The organism is Klebsiella sp. JB_Kp042, from assembly GCF_040065275.1.
Lineage (GTDB): Bacteria > Pseudomonadota > Gammaproteobacteria > Enterobacterales > Enterobacteriaceae > Klebsiella > Klebsiella quasipneumoniae.
The window spans coordinates 139,629-157,423 of the sequence record NZ_JBEAJL010000027.1 but is presented as its reverse complement, the minus strand read 5'-3'; the positions used below and the strand labels follow the sequence as shown (position 1 = coordinate 157,423).

Here is a 17,795-nt window from a genome sequence, read left to right as displayed (position 1 = left end):
GTCTGTTTTTTTTGACCTTACTGGCCGTCGAGGCCGCGAATAGGTTTGATGGTCGCCCAGGAGCGGCAGGAAGGACAATGCCAGTAGAGAGTATGAGCGGTAAAGCCGCATTTCTGACAACGGTAGCGCGGTTTGCTGCGCACCTGTTCGCCGACCATGTTTCGCAGCACCCCAAGGCTTTCTTTCGCCCGCCCTTCTTCCGCTTCGTTGAGATGGTAGTCCATCAGCTTATGGAAAACGCGCATGGTCGGGTGGCGCTCAAGCTGCCGGGTCACGTAGTTTTGCGCCGCTTCGACCCCTTCCCGCTGCTCAAGGATCTGCGCCAGCATCAGTTCGGCGGTCGCCCCGGCGTTCTCCTCCACACAGCGGCGCAGGAAAACTTCCCATTCATCGGCTTTGCCGAGCTGCTGGTAGCAGGTCTGCAGCATCTCCAGCGTCTCACCCACCAGCTCTTTATCCTGATCGATAACCCGCTCGAGGCTCTCCACCGCTTTGGCGTAGTCGCCCTTCTCCATCCACACCCGGCCCATCATGATCGAAACCCGGGCGCTGTTGCGGTCCGCGGCGGCGCCTTTCTTCAACAGCGCCATCGCCTTATCCAGATCGTTGGCCGCCATCTGCTGCAGGGCCAGTTCGCACCAAAAGTTGGCGATTTCGCCACGATGCTTCTCTTTCCCCAGCTTCACCAGCCGTTCAGCCACCTCGATAGCCGACTGCCAGTCGCTGGTCGCCTGGTAGATCTGCAGCAGCTGCTGCAGCGCGCCGAGGCGAAAATCGGTCTCATCCACCAGCTGTTTGAACATATCTTCCGCGCGGTCATACAGCCCGGCGGCCATATAGTCGCGCCCCAGCTGTTGCACCGCCAGCAGGCGCTGGTCGTAGGTGAGCGACGCGCTTTCCATCAGACTCTGGTGAATACGGATCGCGCGGTCGACCTCGCCGCGCGAGCGGAACAGGTTGCCGAGGGTCAGGTGGGCCTCAACGGTGCCGGTATCCTCTTTCAGCATATCAAGGAACAGATCGACGGCTTTATCCTGCTGGTTGCTAAGCAGAAAGTTTACCCCCGCCACGTAATCCCGTGACAGGCGGCTCGCGTCGTCCTGTTTGGACTGTTGTGCACTTCTGCGCCCCATGTACCAGCCGTAGGCGGCGGCAACGGGTAAAAGCAGAAACAACAACTCCAGCATAAGAGGTTATTCCTTCACCGCAGGCACGCCTGCCTCGACAGCCGCCGGGCTGACAGGAGCAATCTGGTGCTCAAGGCGCTTAATTTTCCGCTCCGCGCGCGCGAGCGAGACGCGCACCCGCAGCCAGAACAGGCCGCAGATCAGCCAGCCGATAGCAAAGCCCGCGGCGAACAGCACCGCCAGCAGCGTCGAAATGCGGAATTCACCCTGAGCGAGCAAATAGTTGAAAGTGACCTGTTGGTCATTCTGCGCCCCCAGCGTCACTGAAATGACGAAGATTGCTAACACCAGTAAGAAAATGAGTAAATATTTCACATGACTTCCCGTTCTGTGGGTTGCGCGTAAAAAGCCCGCTTTCAGCCCTATAAAGTATCATTTTCGCCGCAGCGGTGGAACGAAAAAGCACGGCAACTCGACAGGATATGCGGTCGGATGCCGCTAAAATCAACATTATTCCGCTTCAGGCATCCGTTTTTTAATATCCTGCGCCTCTTCCCCCGGCGGCGAGAGCGGCCCGCAAAGACGCTGCGTCAGCCAGCAGGCCACCGTGACCAGCAGCCAGGAGATCAGCGTAGCGACGATGAGATCCAGCGGCCAGTGCATACCGAGCGCCAGGCGACTCCCCATTACCGCCGTCGCCCACGCCAGCAGCACCGCGATCGTGCCCCTGCGCCGACGCGGCCACAGCAGCCCGGCAGCGAGCAGCGCCCAGCTGGCGGCGAACATCGTATGGCCTGACGGGAATGCAAACCCGGTCTCTTTCTGCCAGTGTTTGCGTAAAAACGGCGGGATGTCCTGCGCCTGCGCCAGCTGCTCATGCACCAGTTTAGCGCGTTCTTTGCGCTTTAACGCGTAGAATTGCGTCACCGGCACCTGCCTTGCGTTTTCCAGCCAGATGACAAACGGTCTCGGCTCCTGAACCCGCGCCTTGACCCAGGATTTGGTCCCCTGTCCCACCAGGATGGCGGCGGCAAGAATGAGGAACAGGATCAGCGCCGCGCGCAGGCGAAAGCGCAGGCACCAGAGAAACCAGGCGCACAGCACAACATGGGTGATAATTCCCCACGGCTGGGTCACCGTTTCCGTCACCCACCAGAGGCTTTTCAGCCATACCACCGGCAGTCCTGGCTGCCACAGCCAACCAGACAGCCAGACCGTGAGGGGCATGACCAGCAGCAGCGCCGCCGCGAGAGCGGTTCGTCGGGCAATCAACAGCATTTTCTCTCCTTCTCCTTGTAGATGAACATCATAGCGGAAAGTAGATCGTTTGTGCGCTTTCCGCGCGGCTAACCGTTCGTGATTAGGAGAACGTCCCGGCGTTGTGGCAAAATAGCGGTAAACAGAAAGCACATTCAGGTGCTGACAGAATCTGGAGAATCACATGCAGCTTAAACGTGTGGCAGAAGCCAAACTGCCAACCCCCTGGGGCGATTTCCTGATGGTGGGTTTTGAAGAACTGGCAACCGGACAGGATCATGTCGCGCTGGTATACGGCGATATTTCAGGGCAGTCGCCGGTGCTCGCCCGCGTCCATTCAGAATGTCTGACGGGCGATGCCCTGTTTAGCCTGCGCTGTGATTGCGGCTTTCAGCTGGAGGCGGCCCTGTCGCATATCGCCGAAGAAGGCCGGGGGATCCTGCTCTATCATCGTCAGGAAGGTCGCAACATTGGTTTATTGAATAAGATCCGCGCCTACGCGCTGCAGGATCAGGGTTATGACACTGTCGAAGCGAACCATCAGCTAGGCTTCGCCGCCGATGAACGCGACTTCACCCTGTGCGCCGATATGTTCAAGCTGCTCAACGTTGAGCAAGTGCGGTTATTAACCAACAACCCGAAAAAAGTGGAAATCCTCAGCGAAGCCGGGATTAACATTGTGGAGCGCGTTCCGCTGATCGTCGGGCGCAACCCGAAAAACGCCCACTATCTGGACACCAAAGCCGCCAAGATGGGCCATCTGCTGAACAGCAAGCCGGCGGAATAATACCGGCGGCAGCGTAAAGAGAGGGCCAGCGATGCTGGCCCTTCGTTTTACAGCATATTGCGGATAACGTAGTGCAAAATGCCGTCGTTGCGGTAGTAGGTGAGTTCGGTCGCCGTATCGATACGACACCGGCAGGCGATCACCTCCTGCGAGCCGTCAGCGCGGGTGAGGGTCACTGGCACCGTGGCGCCGGGCTGCAGCGACTGCAGGTTACTGACATCAATCCGCTCTTCGCCGGTCAACTGTAGCGTTTTACGGGTGACGCCCTGCGGGAACTCCAGCGGCAGAATCCCCATCCCGATTAGGTTGGAGCGGTGGATACGTTCGAAGGACTCGGCGATCACCACCCGGATCCCCAGCAGGCGCGGCCCCTTCGCCGCCCAGTCGCGACTGGAGCCTGAGCCATACTCCTTACCAGCAATCACCGCCAGCGGTATGCCCTCAGCTTTATATAGCATCGCCGCATCGTAGATCGCCACCGGTTCGCGGTCCGGCAGATGGCGGGTCATGCCCCCTTCCACCCCCGGCACCATTTCGTTGCGGATGCGGATATTGGCGAAGGTGCCGCGCATCATCACCTCATGGTTACCGCGACGGGAGCCGTAGGAGTTAAAGTCGCGCCGGGCAACCCCATGCTCCTGCAGATAGCGGCCTGCCGGACTATCGGCTTTGATGCTTCCCGCCGGCGAAATGTGGTCAGTGGTCACTGAATCGCCCAGCATGGCGAGGATCCGCGCGCCGTGAATATCCTCCACCGGCAGCGGCTCGATGCCCATCTCGTCAAAGAACGGCGACAGGCGAATATAGGTCGAATCTTCCTGCCAGTCGTAGGTATCTGACGCCTCCACCTTGATCGCCTTCCACTCCTCTGTCCCGGAAAACACTTCCGCGTACTCTTTGCGGAACATCTCCGTGGAGACCTGCTCCACTGCGCGGGCAATCTCCTCCCCGCTCGGCCAGATATCTCTCAGATAGACCGGCTCGCCGTCGCTGCCCTGCCCCAGCGGCTCGCGGGTAAGATCGATGTTCATGTTCCCGGCCAGCGCGTAAGCGACCACCAGCGGCGGCGAGGCCAGCCAGTTGGTTTTCACCAGCGGGTGGATACGCCCTTCGAAGTTACGGTTACCGGAGAGCACCGCCCCGACGGTGAGGTCGCCTTTTTTGATTGCTTCTTCAATAGGTTCCGGCAGCGGGCCGGAGTTACCGATACAGGTGGTACAGCCATACCCCACCAGATTGAAGCCAAGCTGGTCGAGGTAAGGCGTCAGGCCGGCATGGGCCAGATAATCCGACACCACTTTCGAGCCCGGGGCCAGAGAAGCTTTCACCCACGGCTGCGGCTGCAGTCCGCGTTCGACGGCTTTTTTCGCCAGCAGGCCGGCGGCCATCAGCACGCTGGGGTTGGAGGTGTTGGTACAGGACGTGATCGCCGCAATGGCCACAGCGCCATCCGGCAGCGAATAGTGATGCCCGTTCAGCGTATACGCCACCGGCTGGCGCTGACGCTGAAGGTGGTTAACCTCCAGCTCGCCGCTGGCGGCAAAGGCTTTCGGCACATCGCCGAGCGCCACGCGATCCTGCGGCCGCTTCGGCCCGGCGAGGCTTGCTTCAACGCTGCCCATATCCAGCGCCAGGGTACTGGTAAAGACCGGCTCATCGCCCGGCTGGCGCCACATGCCCTGCGCTTTGGCATAGGCTTCCACCAGCGCCACCTGTTCTTCGCTACGTCCGCTGAGGCGCATATAGCTGAGCGTCACGTCATCGATCGGGAAGAAACCACAGGTGGCGCCATACTCTGGCGCCATATTGGCGATGGTGGCGCGGTCGGCCAGGGGCAAGGTATCCAGACCGTCACCGTAGAACTCAACAAATTTTCCGACAACGCCGTGCTGGCGCAGCATCTGGGTGACCGTCAGGACCAGGTCAGTAGCGGTAATGCCTTCGCGCAATTTGCCGCTGAGCTTAAAGCCTACCACATCGGGGATCAGCATCGACACCGGCTGGCCAAGCATGGCGGCTTCCGCTTCAATCCCGCCCACGCCCCAGCCCAGCACGCCGAGCCCGTTAATCATGGTGGTATGGGAGTCGGTGCCCACCAGGGTATCCGGCCACGCCATCCACTTCCCATTCACCTCTTCGCTCCACACCGCCCGTCCGAGATATTCCAGGTTGACCTGGTGGCAAATCCCGGTGCCCGGCGGCACCACGCTGAAGCGGCTGAAGGCCTGCTGCCCCCAGCGCAGAAAAGCGTAGCGTTCGTGGTTACGTTCCATTTCCAGGCGGACGTTGTCTTCAAAGGCTTCGTCATCGCCGAAGCGGTCGACCGTCACCGAGTGGTCGATCACCAGGTCGACCGGCGACAGCGGGTTCACCTTCGCGGTATCGCCGCCCAGGCGTTTCACCGCCTCGCGCATGGCGGCCAGATCCACCACCGCCGGTACGCCGGTAAAGTCCTGCATCAGGACGCGGGCCGGACGATAAGCAATCTCCCTGTCGGCATGGGCCTGCTGCAGCCAACCGGCAAGGGCGCGAATATCTTCTTCAGTCACCGAGTCACCGTCCTGCCAGCGCAACAGGTTCTCCATCAGCACCTTCAGCGACTTGGGCAGTCGACTGAGATCGCCCAGCTGCTTCTCCGCCAGCGGCAGACTGTAGTAATGCCAGGTTTTCGCGTTAACCTGCAGCGTATCCTTACTGGCTTCTCGTAGGGTTGACGACATAGCTCCTCCTTTATCTCAGGGATGGCATACCCCGATTCTCCTCAGGGTCTCCATTAAAGATAACACATGCTGGGCATAACACTTTGATAACAACCCAAATTGCTAAATCTGATGTGACGGAGAGGGGTTAAAGGGAATTATCTACGCGCAGAGGAAATAGCACCAAAATAGTGCAGAGAGGTCTTTTAAGCGATATTGTATTAGTACACGAGGACAAAAAAAGAGCTAATCATTACCTGCTGGCCGATTAGCTCTTGTGATTGATTTCAGGTTGGATGAATCCCGCGGCAAAATATATTCTCCCTGTATTGCCGGTCACTGATTTTATATTACAGCTTCCTTTCACTGTCATAAAAATGACATGTATCTACAACGATGACCTACAGCTTTAGCTGACAATCCAGATGTTGCAGATGGTGAGCGCGATGATGCTCCAGAACATCGCCAACCCTACCAACACTACGCCCCATACGCGACTACGCAGAACGGGATCGATTTCGGTTTTGTCATTTTCGTATGACATCGCCAGTTTCATGTAATCGATATTACTTATCATATTGTCACCACCAATTGCTCAAATCATCAGGTACAGATAAATCTTAATTATGGATAAACGATTAATCCAGTGAATTTAGGCCTGATGGAATATATTTGACCGGTTATTTGATCGCGACGGGCATTATGAAAAACGCGTTATCAGAAATTCTTAATTTTGTGATTGGTTCGAGGTTTAAGTTGTTAAATAAGGGCCATGATAGTTAATGGCACTCCTTACACGGAATGCCATTATTTTTAACGGGGTTATTTTTCCGGAAGTTTTATATCTTTGAACATCGCTTCAATATCTTCATTCGACCGTAGCGCCACTGCGGTATCCACGACATCCCGGGTCAGATGGGGTGCAAAACGTTGAATAAAATCATACATGTAGCTTCGTAAGAAGGTGCTACGGCGGAAGCCTATTTTAGTGGTGCTGTGGCTGAAAATACCGTTGGCATCCAGCTTCACCAGGTCCGGATCGGAGACCGGATCTACCGCCATGCTGGCAATCACCCCCACCCCCAGCCCCAGGCGAACATAGGTTTTAATGACGTCGGCATCGGTAGCGGTAAAGACAATGCGCGGCGTCAGGCCCGCACGGTTAAACGCAGTGTCCAGTTCGGAGCGGCCCGTGAAGCCAAAGGTATAGGTCACCAGCGGGTACTGCGCCAGCTCTTCTATTGATACCGAGCCCCTGGAGGCCAGAGGATGCTCCGGCGTCACCACGATCGACCGGTTCCAGTGATAGCATGGCAGCATCACCAGGTCGTCATACAGATGCAGCGCTTCGGTAGCAATGGCGAAGTCGGCGTTGCCTTTCGACACGGCTTCGGCGATCTGGGTTGGCGAACCCTGATGCATATGGAGCGACACCCGCGGATAGCGTTCAATAAAGCCCTTGATCACCCCGGGCAACGCATAGCGCGCCTGGGTATGGGTGGTCGCCACGTACAGCGACCCTTTGTCCGGCCAGGTATGCTCCCCGGCGACAGATTTGATGGCATCGACTTTCGACAACACCTCGCGGGCAATACGGATGATCTCCTGCCCGGCAGGCGTCACCTGAGTCAAATGCTTGCCGCTGCGGGCAAAGATTTGGATGCCCAGCTCATCTTCCAGCATACGCACCTGCTTACTGATGCCTGGCTGAGAGGTATAAAGCCCTTCGGCGGTGGATGAAACATTCAGGTTATGGTTAACCACCTCAACGATGTAGCGAAGCTGTTGTAGTTTCATGCTGATATCCGTTTGCGCGTAAAATGAAGCCGCTTAATACACTTTACGTTCAGGCAACTTGTCGCCGGTGAAGGCCAGGCCTCCCGGCAGTTGACCATAGTGGCGCCGCAACGCATCCTGAAAGCGATGATGTATAAGACGTTTTAATAATAAAAAAGGCATTAACTATAACCACTATATCATTTATATCAACACTGTATAGACGGTAACGAAAAATAATATAGGTGGTTATAAGAGGGTGAAAAGCGCGGAGAGAAAGGAAAACGACACGGCAGAGGCATCCATGGCCCCTGCCGGCCGCCAAAGCAGGAAAAGCGCCCTTTTCCTGCCTGATAATGGTCAGTTACTTTTTAGCTTCCGTCCATTTACCGTCGATAAAGAAGGCAGACCAGCCGGTCGCTTTGCCCTCTTTTTCGGACGCTACGTACTGTTGCTTCGTTTTACGGCTAAAGCGCACCAGCGTCTTATTGCCTTCCGGATCCTGCTGCGGCGCATCGGCGAGATAACGCAGTTTTTCCGGCAGACGATCGCGGAAGCGGTACAGCTCTTCCACCAGCGGCGCGCGCGTTTCCCGTGATTTCGGGAAGGTGTTGGCCGCCAGGAAGACGCCCGCGGCCCCGTCACGCAGTACGAAATAGGCGTCAGACTTCTCGCACGGCAGCTCCGGCAGCGGCACCGGATCTTCCTTCGGCGGCGCCACTTCCCCATTGCGCAGGATCTTACGCGTATTCTTACACTCGTCGTTGGTACAAGCCATGTACTTCCCAAAACGCCCCATCTTCAGGTGCATCTCGGAGCCGCACTTCTCGCACTCCACTACCGGACCGTCATAGCCCTTGATGCGGAACTCGCCCTCTTCAATCTCATAGCCATCGCAGGTCGGGTTGTTACCGCAGACGTGCAGTTTACGCTTGGGATCGATAAGGTAGCTGTCCATCGCCGTACCGCACTTCTGGCAGCGGCGTTTGGCGCGCAGCGCGTTAGTTTCGGCGTCATCGCCTTCCAGCACGTTGAGGACTTCGTTTTCCGGCACCAGGTTAATGGTGGTTTTGCAGCGCTCTTTCGGCGACAGGGCATAGCCCGAACAGCCGAGGAAAACGCCGGTGCTGGCGGTACGGATACCCATTTTACGGCCGCAGGTCGGGCAGTCGATGCTGGTAAGCACCATCGGGTTCGGCTGCATGCCGCCCTCTTCCGGATCTTTCTCCGCCGTCTCCAGCTGGGTGGTAAAATCGCCGAAGAAGTGGTTCAGCACCTCTTTCCACTCGGCCTGGTGGTTAGCCACCTGATCGAGACGATCTTCCATCTGCGCGGTGAAGTCGTAGTTCATCAGATCGCGGAAGTTCTCTTCCAGTCGGTCGGTGACGATCTCGCCCATTTTCTCCGCGTAGAAACGACGGTTTTCCACTCGCACGTAACCACGATCCTGAATGGTGGAGATAATCGAGGCATAGGTCGACGGACGGCCGATGCCGCGTTTTTCCAGCTCTTTAACCAGCGAGGCTTCGCTGAAGCGCGCCGGCGGCTTGGTAAAGTGCTGCGCAGGCGTCAGCTCGACCAGGCTCAGCTGGTCGCCCTGTTTGACCAGCGGCAGGGTCCGGTCTTCATCGCCCTTGCGCAGGGCCGGCATCACTTTGGTCCAGCCGTCGAAGCGTAAGGTACGACCGCGCGCTTTCAGTTTGAAATCGCCCGCCGCCACGGTCAGCGTCGTGGAGTCGTACTGAGCCGGCGTCATCTGACAGGCGACAAACTGGCGCCAGATCAGCTGATACAGTTTCTGCGCATCCGCTTCCATATCTTTCAGCGTTTCCGCCAGCACGTTCACATCAGACGGACGAATCGCTTCGTGCGCTTCTTGTGAATTTTCTTTGCTGGCGTACTGATTCGCGCTTTCCGGCAAATATTTTTTACCAAACTTATCGCTGATATAACCGCGAACCATGTTCAGCGCGTCCTGACTCAGGTTGGTGGAGTCGGTACGCATATAGGTGATGTGCCCCGCCTCATAGAGACGTTGAGCCATCATCATGGTCTTTTTCACGCCGAAGCCGAGACGGGTGCTGGCCGCCTGCTGCAGGGTGGAGGTGATGAACGGCGCGCCCGGCTTACTGCTGGTCGGCTTGTCTTCCCGCTCCAGTACGCTGTAGCTGGCTTTTTCCAGCAGCGATACCGCCGCCATCGTCTCATCACGGCTGACCGGACGGAATGGCTTATCATCCTTATGGGTCACCTGCAGCGGCAGCGCGTCGCCGCCCGGCGTGGTGGTACTGGCATCAACTTCCCAGTACTCTTCCGGGACGAACGCTTTGATTTCACGCTCACGCTCCACCACCAGGCGGACCGCGACGGACTGCACGCGCCCGGCAGAAAGACCACGGGCGATTTTTTTCCACAGCAGCGGCGAAACCATATAACCCACCACGCGGTCCATAAAGCGACGCGCCTGCTGGGCGTTAACCCGATCGATATTCAGCTCGCCCGGCTTTTCGAAAGCCTGACGAATGGCGTTTTTGGTGATCTCATTGAACACCACGCGGCTGTAACGCTGCTCATCGCCGCCGATGACTTCCCGCAGGTGCCAGGCAATGGCTTCCCCTTCGCGGTCAAGGTCGGTTGCGAGATAGATGTGGTCAGCTTTTTCCGCCAACTGTTTGAGTTCGGAAACTACCTTTTCTTTACCCGGAAGTACTTCATAATGCGCATTCCAGTCATGCCATGGGTCCACGCCCATGCGGTTAACCAGAGCACCACGTTCGTCCTTTTTAGGCTTTTTAGCCCCTTTGGTGGCGGTAGAGTCGGTGCTCTTTTTGGAAGCTGATCCACTGGTCGGCAAATCGCGGATATGACCGACGCTGGATTTCACCACGTAGTCATTACCCAGATACTTATTGATCGTTTTGGCTTTTGCCGGGGACTCAACGATAACGAGAGCTTTACCCATATTCACCTTTACCTAATTTGATTCATCCAGGAATACATCGCACATTCATACACCCTCCACTGGCGACTGCCTCATATGTTGCGGCACCGTCGGTGAATATCAACCCAGAACACCTGTTTCAACTCCGTAAAACCAGGCGCTTGAGTTTACTGACCTTTTTTCGTCAGGTGACATAGCACGAAGAATTTTTGGCCGAATGTCAAGCAAATCTGTTGCCAGATCGCCGAAAGCGTCACACTGTACCTGATAAAATTCGTTACGCAACTTTATTAGCATGCAAAAGCGAATCACGCCAGTAAACGGCTGTTTCTCCACTGGTTACGATTACCCCTGTTTTGTCCATGGAAAATTTGCCCCGCGCCGCCGCGCGGCGTAAACTACGCCAGGAGAAAAAGAGGAGTCCGTTATGCAAGGTACAACCCAACCAATCGATCGCCAGACGCTGCTCGAAAAAGCCAACAAACTTATTCGCGAACATGAGGATACGTTAGCCGGTATCGAAGCCACCGACGTCGTTCAGCGCAACAATGTCCTGGTGTTTAGCGGTGAGTTTTATCTTGATGAGCAGGGTCTGCCGACGCCAAAGAGTACAGCGGTATTTAATATGTTTAAGTACCTCGCCCATGAGCTGTCGGACAAATATCACCTTGTCGATTAAGACCGGCGTAGATTAAGACCGCTCTAAACGAGAACGCGAGGCAGAGCCTCGCGTTTTATCATCTACATCAGCGGCTTCTGTCCGCGCTGCCACCAGCGCAGCAGCAGTCGATCGGCACTCTCCGCCGCGCTACCGGTGAAGCGATCGAGCATTTTCTTACGCTGTTGATAACGCACCCCGATAACCTCGTGGCTTTCCATTAATCCCAGCAGCAGCTCATCGCTGGTTTCAACCGCATCCACCAGCCCTTTTTCCAGCGCCTGTACCCCGTACCAGTGCTCGCCAGTGGCCACCTGCTCAATATCAAGGCCCGGGCGCATCCGATGGACGAAATCCTTGAACAAATGGTGCGTCTCATTGAGATCCTCGCGGAACTTGCGCCGTCCTTCTTCAGTGTTTTCACCCAGCATAGTGAGCGTTCGTTTGTACTGTCCGGCGGTGTGCAGTTCGATATCAATATCTTTGTTCTTCAGGAAACGGTGCAGGTTTGGGATCTGCGCCACCACGCCAATAGAGCCGAGGATCGCAAACGGCGCCGAGACAATTTTGTTCGCCACGCAGGCCATCATATAGCCGCCGCTGGCCGCCACTTTATCGACCGCCACCGTCAGCGGGATCTGTTTGTCACGCAAGCGCTGCAGCTGAGAGGCAGCCAGCCCGTAGCCGTGCACCACCCCGCCGGGGCTTTCCAGACGAATCACCACCTGATCGCGCGCTTTCGCCGCGGCCAGCACCGCGGTGATCTCTTCGCGCAGGCTGGTGACCTCATGGGCATCCATACTGCCTTTGAAATCCAGCACCCAGGCGCGCGGCTTGCCTTCCGGCTCCACGTTACCCAGCTTCGCCCGCGCTTTCGCCGCCTTCGCCTCTTGCTTTTGTTTTTTCTTCTGCGACTTATGCCACTGCTTCTGCTGCGGGCCATCCAGCAGGGCCACCGCCAGCGACTCCTTCATCTCTTTATAATGCTCGCTAAGATTCGTCACCCGCAGCTCGCCGCGCTGCTTCTTGCGCTGGGCCAGGTTGACGATAATAGCGGCAATCACCGCGATAGCGACGACAACGGTCGCGATCTTGGCTAAAAATAAGCCATATTGAGCAAGTAATTCCACGTTTTCACCTTGTGTAAAGCACTGACGTTGCTGCACAGTGTACATCAGCCCCTGGCGAGAAGTCTTTGTGCTTTGTGTCCTCTGCGCAGCGGATTCCGTTTTTTTTCAGCGAGGCTGAAATCGTTGCAAGATATTAATTTTGTGAATACTTTCCGCTTCGCCGATTGCAATGGCGGGCGCTTTCAGGCATAACAGCGCAAAAGTGAGATACCAAAGATGAAGCGCGATCGAGAGCCGATCGCCAAAGGAGTCGCCGTGCATTATCAACCGCAACGCCACTTGCTGAAAGATCGCATCATTCTGGTCACCGGGGCCAGCGACGGAATTGGCCGTGAAGCGGCCCTGACCTACGCCCGCTACAGCGCCAGCGTGATTCTGCTTGGCCGCAACGACGAAAAACTGCGCGCCGTCGCCCAGGAGATTGAACGCGAGGGCGGTATTTCCCCCCGCTGGTTTACTCTCGACCTGCTAACCTGCACGCCGCAGGCGTGTCAGCAGCTGGCGCAGCAGATCAGCATGCACTATCCCCGCCTTGACGGCGTGCTGCACAATGCTGGCCTGCTCGGCGATATCTGCCCGATGGATGAGCAGAAACCGGAGGTCTGGCAGCAGGTGATGCAGGTGAACGTCAATGGCACCTTTATGCTGACCCAGGCGCTTCTTCCTTTATTACTCCGTTCCGAATCAGGTTCGCTGGTCTTTACCTCATCCAGCGTCGGTCGTCAGGGTCGCGCCAACTGGGGCGCCTATGCCGTCTCCAAATTCGCCACCGAAGGGATGATGCAGGTGCTGGCCGACGAGTACCAAAGCCGCCACCTGCGCGTGAACTGCATCAACCCTGGCGGCACCCGCACCGGCATGCGCGCCAGCGCGTTCCCGACGGAAGATCCGCTGAAACTGAAAACCCCCGCTGACATTATGCCCGTCTATCTGTGGCTGATGGGCGACGACAGTCGTCGCAAGACGGGAATGACCTTCGACGCCCAACCGGGGCGTAAACCAGGAATTGCCCAATGAGTGATGAACGCTACCGCGAACGCCAGCAGCGGCTGAAAGATAAAGTTGACGCCCGGGTGGCGGCGGCCCAGGACGAACGCGGCATTGTGATGGTCTTTACCGGCAACGGCAAAGGCAAAACCACCGCCGCCTTTGGCACCGCGACCCGCGCCGTCGGCCACGGCAAAAAAGTCGGCGTGATCCAGTTTATCAAGGGGACCTGGCCTAACGGCGAGCGTAATCTGCTGGAGCCACACGGCGTCGAATTCCAGGTAATGGCGACAGGCTTTACCTGGAACACCCAGGACCGCGACAGCGACACCGCCGCCTGTCTGGCGGTCTGGGAGCATGCCCGCCGTATGCTTGCCGACGACCAGCTCGATCTGGTGCTGCTGGACGAACTGACCTACATGGTGGCCTACGATTACCTGCCGCTGGAGGCGGTGCTGAGCGCCCTACGTGAGCGTCCTGCCCACCAGTCGGTGATCATCACCGGCCGCGGCTGTCATCGCGATATTATTGAACTGGCGGATACCGTTAGCGAGCTGCGCCCGGTGAAACATGCCTTTGATGCCGGCATTAAAGCACAGATGGGGATTGACTACTGAGGGCCGGATACGGCGGAAGGAAGTCCGCGTTCCGGCGCAAAACCACCGGAACGCGCAACATTAACCGTTGGTCTTATTGCGGGTACTGGAACGGCGGTTGCTGTTATTACCCTGGCGCGGGTTAGCGCTGCTCTGGCTGTGGCGCTTCACCGCCCGGCGGATCTGATTGGCTTTCAACCGGCGACGATCTTTTTCAACGGCGACCTTAGAGCTGGTTTCCGGAGTGAGTTCCACCAGCTCGCGCAGGTAGTTGGTCTGCGCCAGGTCCAGCTCGGTATAGCCGCCGCGCGGCAGGCCTTTCGGCAGCAAAATATCGCCATAGCGCACGCGGATCAGGCGGCTGACCTGCACGCCGACCGCTTCCCACAGGCGACGCACTTCGCGGTTACGCCCTTCGGTCAGGGTGACGTTGTACCACTGGTTAATCCCTTCACCGCCGGTGAATTTAATGGTTTTAAACGCCGCCGGACCATCTTCTAGCTGCACGCCGCGAGACAGCTGACGCAGCTTATCTTCATCCACCTGGCCGAAAACGCGAACGGCGTACTCACGCTCGACTTCACGGCTCGGGTGCATCAGACGGTTTGCCAGTTCGCCGTCGGTGGTGAACAACAGCAGGCCGCAGGTGTTGACGTCCAGACGACCAACGGCAATCCAGCGCGCGCCGCGCAGTTTAGGCAGACGATCGAACACCGTCGGGCGCCCTTCCGGATCGTTACGGGTGCACAGTTCGCCTTCCGGCTTGTAGTAAGCCAGCACGCGGCAGATCTGCTCAGCGGACTCTTTCACCGAGATCAGATGGCCATCGATACGAATTTTTAAACCGGGGACGATTTCCACACGGTCGCCGAGGGTGGCGATTTTGCCATCGACGCTGACGCGGCCAGCTTCGATTTTCGCTTCAATTTCACGGCGGGAGCCGTGGCCGGCGCGGGCCAGCACTTTTTGCAGTTTCTCGCTCATTGAGCTTCCTTAAGGTGTCGCCTTCCCAGGCGTCTGGTATGCTTTATGAAACAATGAGGCCTTTATCAACAACTCATTGTTACGTATATACTTTTTACGTAAAGTCTCGCTGGCATGCGCAAAACATTCACCGCGAGCCCGTAATCGTGGCCGAACATACTACACTAACTTCGTCGGGAAAGCTTCTGTTCGCCACACCGCGCCTTGAGTATGGAACAGATTTTGCGCGGACGCTTAGATTTGCGAGCAGCCTGAACCTGAAAAGACCTGGTGGGTCATTGATTATCAATCCGGGAAAGGAAATTTACAGATAACCCGCCTCCAGCGTGGATTGAGCAAGGGGTGGAATGCAGAAGCCATCCTCTGGATTTGATGGATAATTATTTTTTTAACGCCCCCATGACCAGGCGAAATAATTCCGGCGGATTATTGGTCGCGTCTAAAGCGCCATGCTGTTTTGCTTGTTCCTTATGCTGAGCAGCATTGGAGCTCGCATAGATAATGTATGGAATGTCTTTGCCCTTTCTTCTTAGCTCATCCAGGAGAGTATATCCCGCACGATCATCCCCAGGCCTCTTCATATCGGAAATAATCACATCAAACGACTGATTTTTTAGTCTTTCGAGAGCCTCGTCGGTAGATACTACATTAACAAACCTTATGCCCAGAGCTTCCATGGACTGACGTTCAAAGCGATTACCATTGGGTCTGTCATCAACCCATAAGATGACGGCATCACCCGCTCTTCGCAATACTCTCGGCGTTACAGCCTGAGTCACTACGTTGACGTCATCCAGAACGCTTTGCTCTACATTACCCTCGCCTTTAGCAATGGTACCTTTGCTGGCCAATGCAGCGGCAAGATTGGCACTAGACTCAGCCCCTTTATTGAAGGTCTCGACTTCAAAGCCGGGACCTTTAATGGAAAGGCGGCTGAGGTTTTCAAGAAACCGGTTGATTGCAGTTCCAAATCGACATAGAAAAAACAGAACAATAGCGGGCCAAATAACAACATTGATTAACGATATCAGCTCATGAAGCATAACCAGGTTCTCCCATGAGTCTTTCAGGAGCCAGACAGGCTCCTGACCTTCGAGCGTTGCTTAAGCCCACTTTTCGTCAGATTACAGAAACGGCCTCACGTCGCCGACGCCTTCGCGCAGCACCACCGGAGCGTCTTCAGTGAGATCGATAACCGTGGTCGGCTGCTGTCCAAGGAAGCCGCCGTGGATAATGAGGTCCACGACTTTCTCCAGACGATCTTTGATCTCTTCCGGGTCGGATTCGGTAAAGTCGCTGCCGGGCAGCATCAGCGAGGTGGAGAGCATCGGTTCGCCTAAGGTCTCAAGCAACGCCTGAGCGATGGGATTGGACGGGACGCGCATACCAATGGTTTTACGCTTCTCCTGCAGCAGCCGGCGCGGCACCTCTTTCGTTCCTTTGAGGATAAAAGTGTAGTTGCCCGGTGTATTGTTTTTCATCAGGCGAAACGCCACGTTGTCCACAAAGGCGTAGGTTGACAGTTCGGACAGGTCGCGGCACATCAGGGTGAAGTTGTGGCCGTCCGGCAGCTGACGGATGCGGCAGATCCGCTCCATCGCGCCCTTGTCTTCAATTTTGCAGCCCAGCGCGTAGCCGGAGTCAGTAGGATAAACGATCACCCCGCCCTTACGCACAATCTCCACCGCCTGGTTAATCAACCGCGCCTGCGGGTTATCCGGATGGATATAAAAAAACTGGCTCATACTTCCCTCTCAATTTTTATTCGGCGGCCGCTTCCCAGCTGTGCCAGACGCCTTCGACGCCGGCAGGGAGCCAGAGCTTACGGCCAAGCTCGATCCACGCGCAGGGTTGATGGAAATCGGATCCCTGCGACGCCAGAAGACCAAACTGCACGGCCAGGGCGGCCAGTTGAGCGCGTTCGTGGGGCGCCTGCTGGCACTGCGCCACTTCCATGGCATCACCGCCCTGCTCGCTAAAGTGGGCCAACAGCCGCTTCAGCCACTTGGCGGAAAGATCGTAACGTCCGGGATGGGCTATCACCGCCTTGCCGCCAGAATGATGAATGACATCAATTGCTTGTTTTATTGTACACCACTGCGGCGGCACGTAACCGGTTTTCCCACGGGCAAGGTATTTTTTGAAGACCTCCGCCATGTTCTTCGCGTGGCCGGCCTCCACCAGAAAACGGGCAAAATGGCCGCGGGTGACGGCGCCACCGTCCGCCAGCCGCAGCGCCCCTTCCCAGGCGCCGGGGATGCGCGCCTTCTCCAGACGCTCGGCAATCATCTGGCCGCGCTGCTGGCGCCGCGCTTTCTGCTCCTCCAGCAGGGCGGTCATCGCCGGGTGCGCAATATCAATATTGAGACCCACAATATGAATCTCGTGATTCTCCCAGAGGGTGGAAATCTCGACGCCGTTCACCAGGGTCAAGGGTAATCCGGCGCGGGCAATCTCTTCCCGGGCCGCCGGGATAGCCGCCACGCTGTCATGGTCGGTGATCGCCAGCGTGCCAACGCGCATCTCATGGGCGCGATGGACCAGTTCCTGCGGAGTCAGCCGCCCGTCAGAGGCGGTGGTATGGCTGTGCAGATCGTAAATCACTGCGTATTGGCTGTCGCTCAAAAGGACTCCTGCTGGACATCAACGTAAATAAGCGCATTATCATACCGACAGGCAGAGAAAATCTGCAAACAAGGGTTGACTTTATTCCATCGAACTAGTTAACTAGTACGCAAGTTCACATGAAGGGGTATCACGATGAAAATGCACTTTATCACTCTGCACAGCTGGTGGCGCACCTCCTGATAACGGGCGGCGTGATCGCGTTTTGCATTCAGCATACAGATACCC

The 17,795-nt window shown here is 56.8% G+C and carries 16 protein-coding genes and 1 other annotated feature (1 of these 17 only partly in view); of the genes, 4 read left to right on the top strand and 12 right to left on the bottom strand.

The genetic code is table 11. From position 1 onward, the window contains the following. Positions 1 to 17: 17 nt before the first annotated feature. The 3 genes from lapB to pgpB all read right to left on the bottom strand — a co-directional run bounded on the left by lapB (position 18) and on the right by pgpB (position 2,405). Complete coding sequence (lapB, locus tag ABLV54_RS10755) at positions 18 to 1,187, bottom strand: lipopolysaccharide assembly protein LapB (RefSeq protein ID WP_004203879.1); 1,170 nt, start codon at positions 1,185 to 1,187, stop codon at positions 18 to 20. Between the two features lie 6 nt (positions 1,188 to 1,193). Then, the gene (locus ABLV54_RS10750; RefSeq protein WP_023289338.1) at positions 1,194 to 1,502 is read right to left on the bottom strand and encodes a LapA family protein; all 309 of its coding nucleotides are present in this window, start codon (positions 1,500 to 1,502) and stop codon (positions 1,194 to 1,196) included. A 135-nt stretch (positions 1,503 to 1,637) separates the two neighbouring features. After that, entirely contained in the window at positions 1,638 to 2,405 is a 768-nt protein-coding gene (gene pgpB / locus ABLV54_RS10745; RefSeq protein ID WP_050533925.1) for a phosphatidylglycerophosphatase B, read from the bottom strand. Between the two features lie 163 nt (positions 2,406 to 2,568). Between pgpB and ribA the strand changes: the two genes are divergently transcribed. Then, positions 2,569 to 3,171 carry a GTP cyclohydrolase II gene (ribA, locus tag ABLV54_RS10740; protein ID WP_023289336.1) on the top strand — a complete coding sequence of 201 codons (603 nt, stop codon included), beginning with the start codon at positions 2,569 to 2,571 and terminating at the stop codon, positions 3,169 to 3,171. 47 nt (positions 3,172 to 3,218) lie between these two features. Here the strand turns inward: ribA and acnA are convergent, their stop codons facing one another. The 4 genes from acnA to topA all read right to left on the bottom strand — a co-directional run bounded on the left by acnA (position 3,219) and on the right by topA (position 10,608). Then, on the bottom strand, positions 3,219 to 5,891 hold the full coding sequence (gene acnA, locus ABLV54_RS10735; protein WP_023289335.1) for an aconitate hydratase AcnA: 2,673 nt from the start codon (positions 5,889 to 5,891) through the stop codon (positions 3,219 to 3,221). Positions 5,892 to 6,279: 388 nt separating this feature from the next. Then, complete coding sequence (locus tag ABLV54_RS10730) at positions 6,280 to 6,447, bottom strand: YmiA family putative membrane protein (protein WP_002901776.1); 168 nt, start codon at positions 6,445 to 6,447, stop codon at positions 6,280 to 6,282. Positions 6,448 to 6,692: 245 nt separating this feature from the next. Next, positions 6,693 to 7,667: an HTH-type transcriptional regulator CysB gene (gene cysB, locus ABLV54_RS10725; RefSeq protein ID WP_004203875.1), complete on the bottom strand. Its 975-nt coding sequence runs from the start codon at positions 7,665 to 7,667 to the stop codon at positions 6,693 to 6,695. Positions 7,668 to 8,010: 343 nt separating this feature from the next. Beyond that, positions 8,011 to 10,608 (bottom strand): type I DNA topoisomerase, encoded by a 2,598-nt coding sequence (gene topA, locus ABLV54_RS10720; RefSeq protein WP_023289334.1) that lies wholly within the window; start codon positions 10,606 to 10,608, stop codon positions 8,011 to 8,013. A gap of 406 nt (positions 10,609 to 11,014) precedes the next feature. Between topA and ABLV54_RS10715 the strand changes: the two genes are divergently transcribed. After that, a complete protein-coding gene (locus ABLV54_RS10715) occupies positions 11,015 to 11,266 on the top strand; it encodes a YciN family protein (RefSeq protein WP_002901761.1) in 252 nt (83 codons plus the stop codon). A gap of 62 nt (positions 11,267 to 11,328) precedes the next feature. Here ABLV54_RS10715 and sohB read toward each other — a convergent pair whose 3' ends face one another. Then, a complete protein-coding gene (gene sohB, locus ABLV54_RS10710) occupies positions 11,329 to 12,375 on the bottom strand; it encodes a protease SohB (protein WP_032429135.1) in 1,047 nt (348 codons plus the stop codon). Positions 12,376 to 12,630: 255 nt separating this feature from the next. On the opposite strand from sohB, the gene ABLV54_RS10705 reads away from it, so the two are divergent. Next, positions 12,631 to 13,392, top strand: coding sequence for a YciK family oxidoreductase (locus tag ABLV54_RS10705; protein WP_032452539.1), 762 nt, complete (start codon positions 12,631 to 12,633; stop codon positions 13,390 to 13,392). Next, entirely contained in the window at positions 13,389 to 13,979 is a 591-nt protein-coding gene (gene cobO, locus ABLV54_RS10700) for a cob(I)yrinic acid a,c-diamide adenosyltransferase (protein WP_023289331.1), read from the top strand. Before ABLV54_RS10705 ends, cobO begins: the two co-directional genes overlap by 4 nt. A gap of 60 nt (positions 13,980 to 14,039) precedes the next feature. Here the strand turns inward: cobO and rluB are convergent, their stop codons facing one another. From rluB to rnm, 4 genes are all read right to left on the bottom strand, one after another. Next, a complete protein-coding gene (rluB, locus tag ABLV54_RS10695; protein WP_023289330.1) occupies positions 14,040 to 14,942 on the bottom strand; it encodes a 23S rRNA pseudouridine(2605) synthase RluB in 903 nt (300 codons plus the stop codon). Between the two features lie 380 nt (positions 14,943 to 15,322). Further along, positions 15,323 to 15,985: a response regulator gene (locus tag ABLV54_RS10690; protein WP_023289329.1), complete on the bottom strand. Its 663-nt coding sequence runs from the start codon at positions 15,983 to 15,985 to the stop codon at positions 15,323 to 15,325. An 81-nt stretch (positions 15,986 to 16,066) separates the two neighbouring features. Further along, on the bottom strand, positions 16,067 to 16,687 hold the full coding sequence (locus ABLV54_RS10685) for an L-threonylcarbamoyladenylate synthase (RefSeq protein ID WP_023289328.1): 621 nt from the start codon (positions 16,685 to 16,687) through the stop codon (positions 16,067 to 16,069). Between the two features lie 16 nt (positions 16,688 to 16,703). Next, positions 16,704 to 17,567, bottom strand: a complete 864-nt coding sequence (rnm, locus tag ABLV54_RS10680) for an RNase AM (protein ID WP_023289327.1) — start codon at positions 17,565 to 17,567, stop codon at positions 16,704 to 16,706. A 159-nt stretch (positions 17,568 to 17,726) separates the two neighbouring features. Continuing rightward, positions 17,727 to 17,795 (top strand) — a sequence feature (Trp leader region); it runs 27 nt beyond the window's last position.

Bases quoted from the DNA above. Each gene is read 5' to 3' on its own strand.
- lapB (WP_004203879.1), bottom strand. From the start codon at position 1,187: ATGCTGGAGTTGTTGTTTCTGCTTTTACCCGTTGCCGCCGCCTACGGC.
- pgpB (WP_050533925.1), bottom strand. From the start codon at position 2,405: ATGCTGTTGATTGCCCGACGAACCGCTCTCGCGGCGGCGCTGCTGCTG.
- ribA (WP_023289336.1), top strand. From the start codon at position 2,569: ATGCAGCTTAAACGTGTGGCAGAAGCCAAACTGCCAACCCCCTGGGGC.
- acnA (WP_023289335.1), bottom strand. From the start codon at position 5,891: ATGTCGTCAACCCTACGAGAAGCCAGTAAGGATACGCTGCAGGTTAAC.
- ABLV54_RS10730 (WP_002901776.1), bottom strand. From the start codon at position 6,447: ATGATAAGTAATATCGATTACATGAAACTGGCGATGTCATACGAAAAT.
- cysB (WP_004203875.1), bottom strand. From the start codon at position 7,667: ATGAAACTACAACAGCTTCGCTACATCGTTGAGGTGGTTAACCATAAC.
- topA (WP_023289334.1), bottom strand. From the start codon at position 10,608: ATGGGTAAAGCTCTCGTTATCGTTGAGTCCCCGGCAAAAGCCAAAACG.
- ABLV54_RS10715 (WP_002901761.1), top strand. From the start codon at position 11,015: ATGCAAGGTACAACCCAACCAATCGATCGCCAGACGCTGCTCGAAAAA.
- cobO (WP_023289331.1), top strand. From the start codon at position 13,389: ATGAGTGATGAACGCTACCGCGAACGCCAGCAGCGGCTGAAAGATAAA.
- rluB (WP_023289330.1), bottom strand. From the start codon at position 14,942: ATGAGCGAGAAACTGCAAAAAGTGCTGGCCCGCGCCGGCCACGGCTCC.
- ABLV54_RS10690 (WP_023289329.1), bottom strand. From the start codon at position 15,985: ATGCTTCATGAGCTGATATCGTTAATCAATGTTGTTATTTGGCCCGCT.
- ABLV54_RS10685 (WP_023289328.1), bottom strand. From the start codon at position 16,687: ATGAGCCAGTTTTTTTATATCCATCCGGATAACCCGCAGGCGCGGTTG.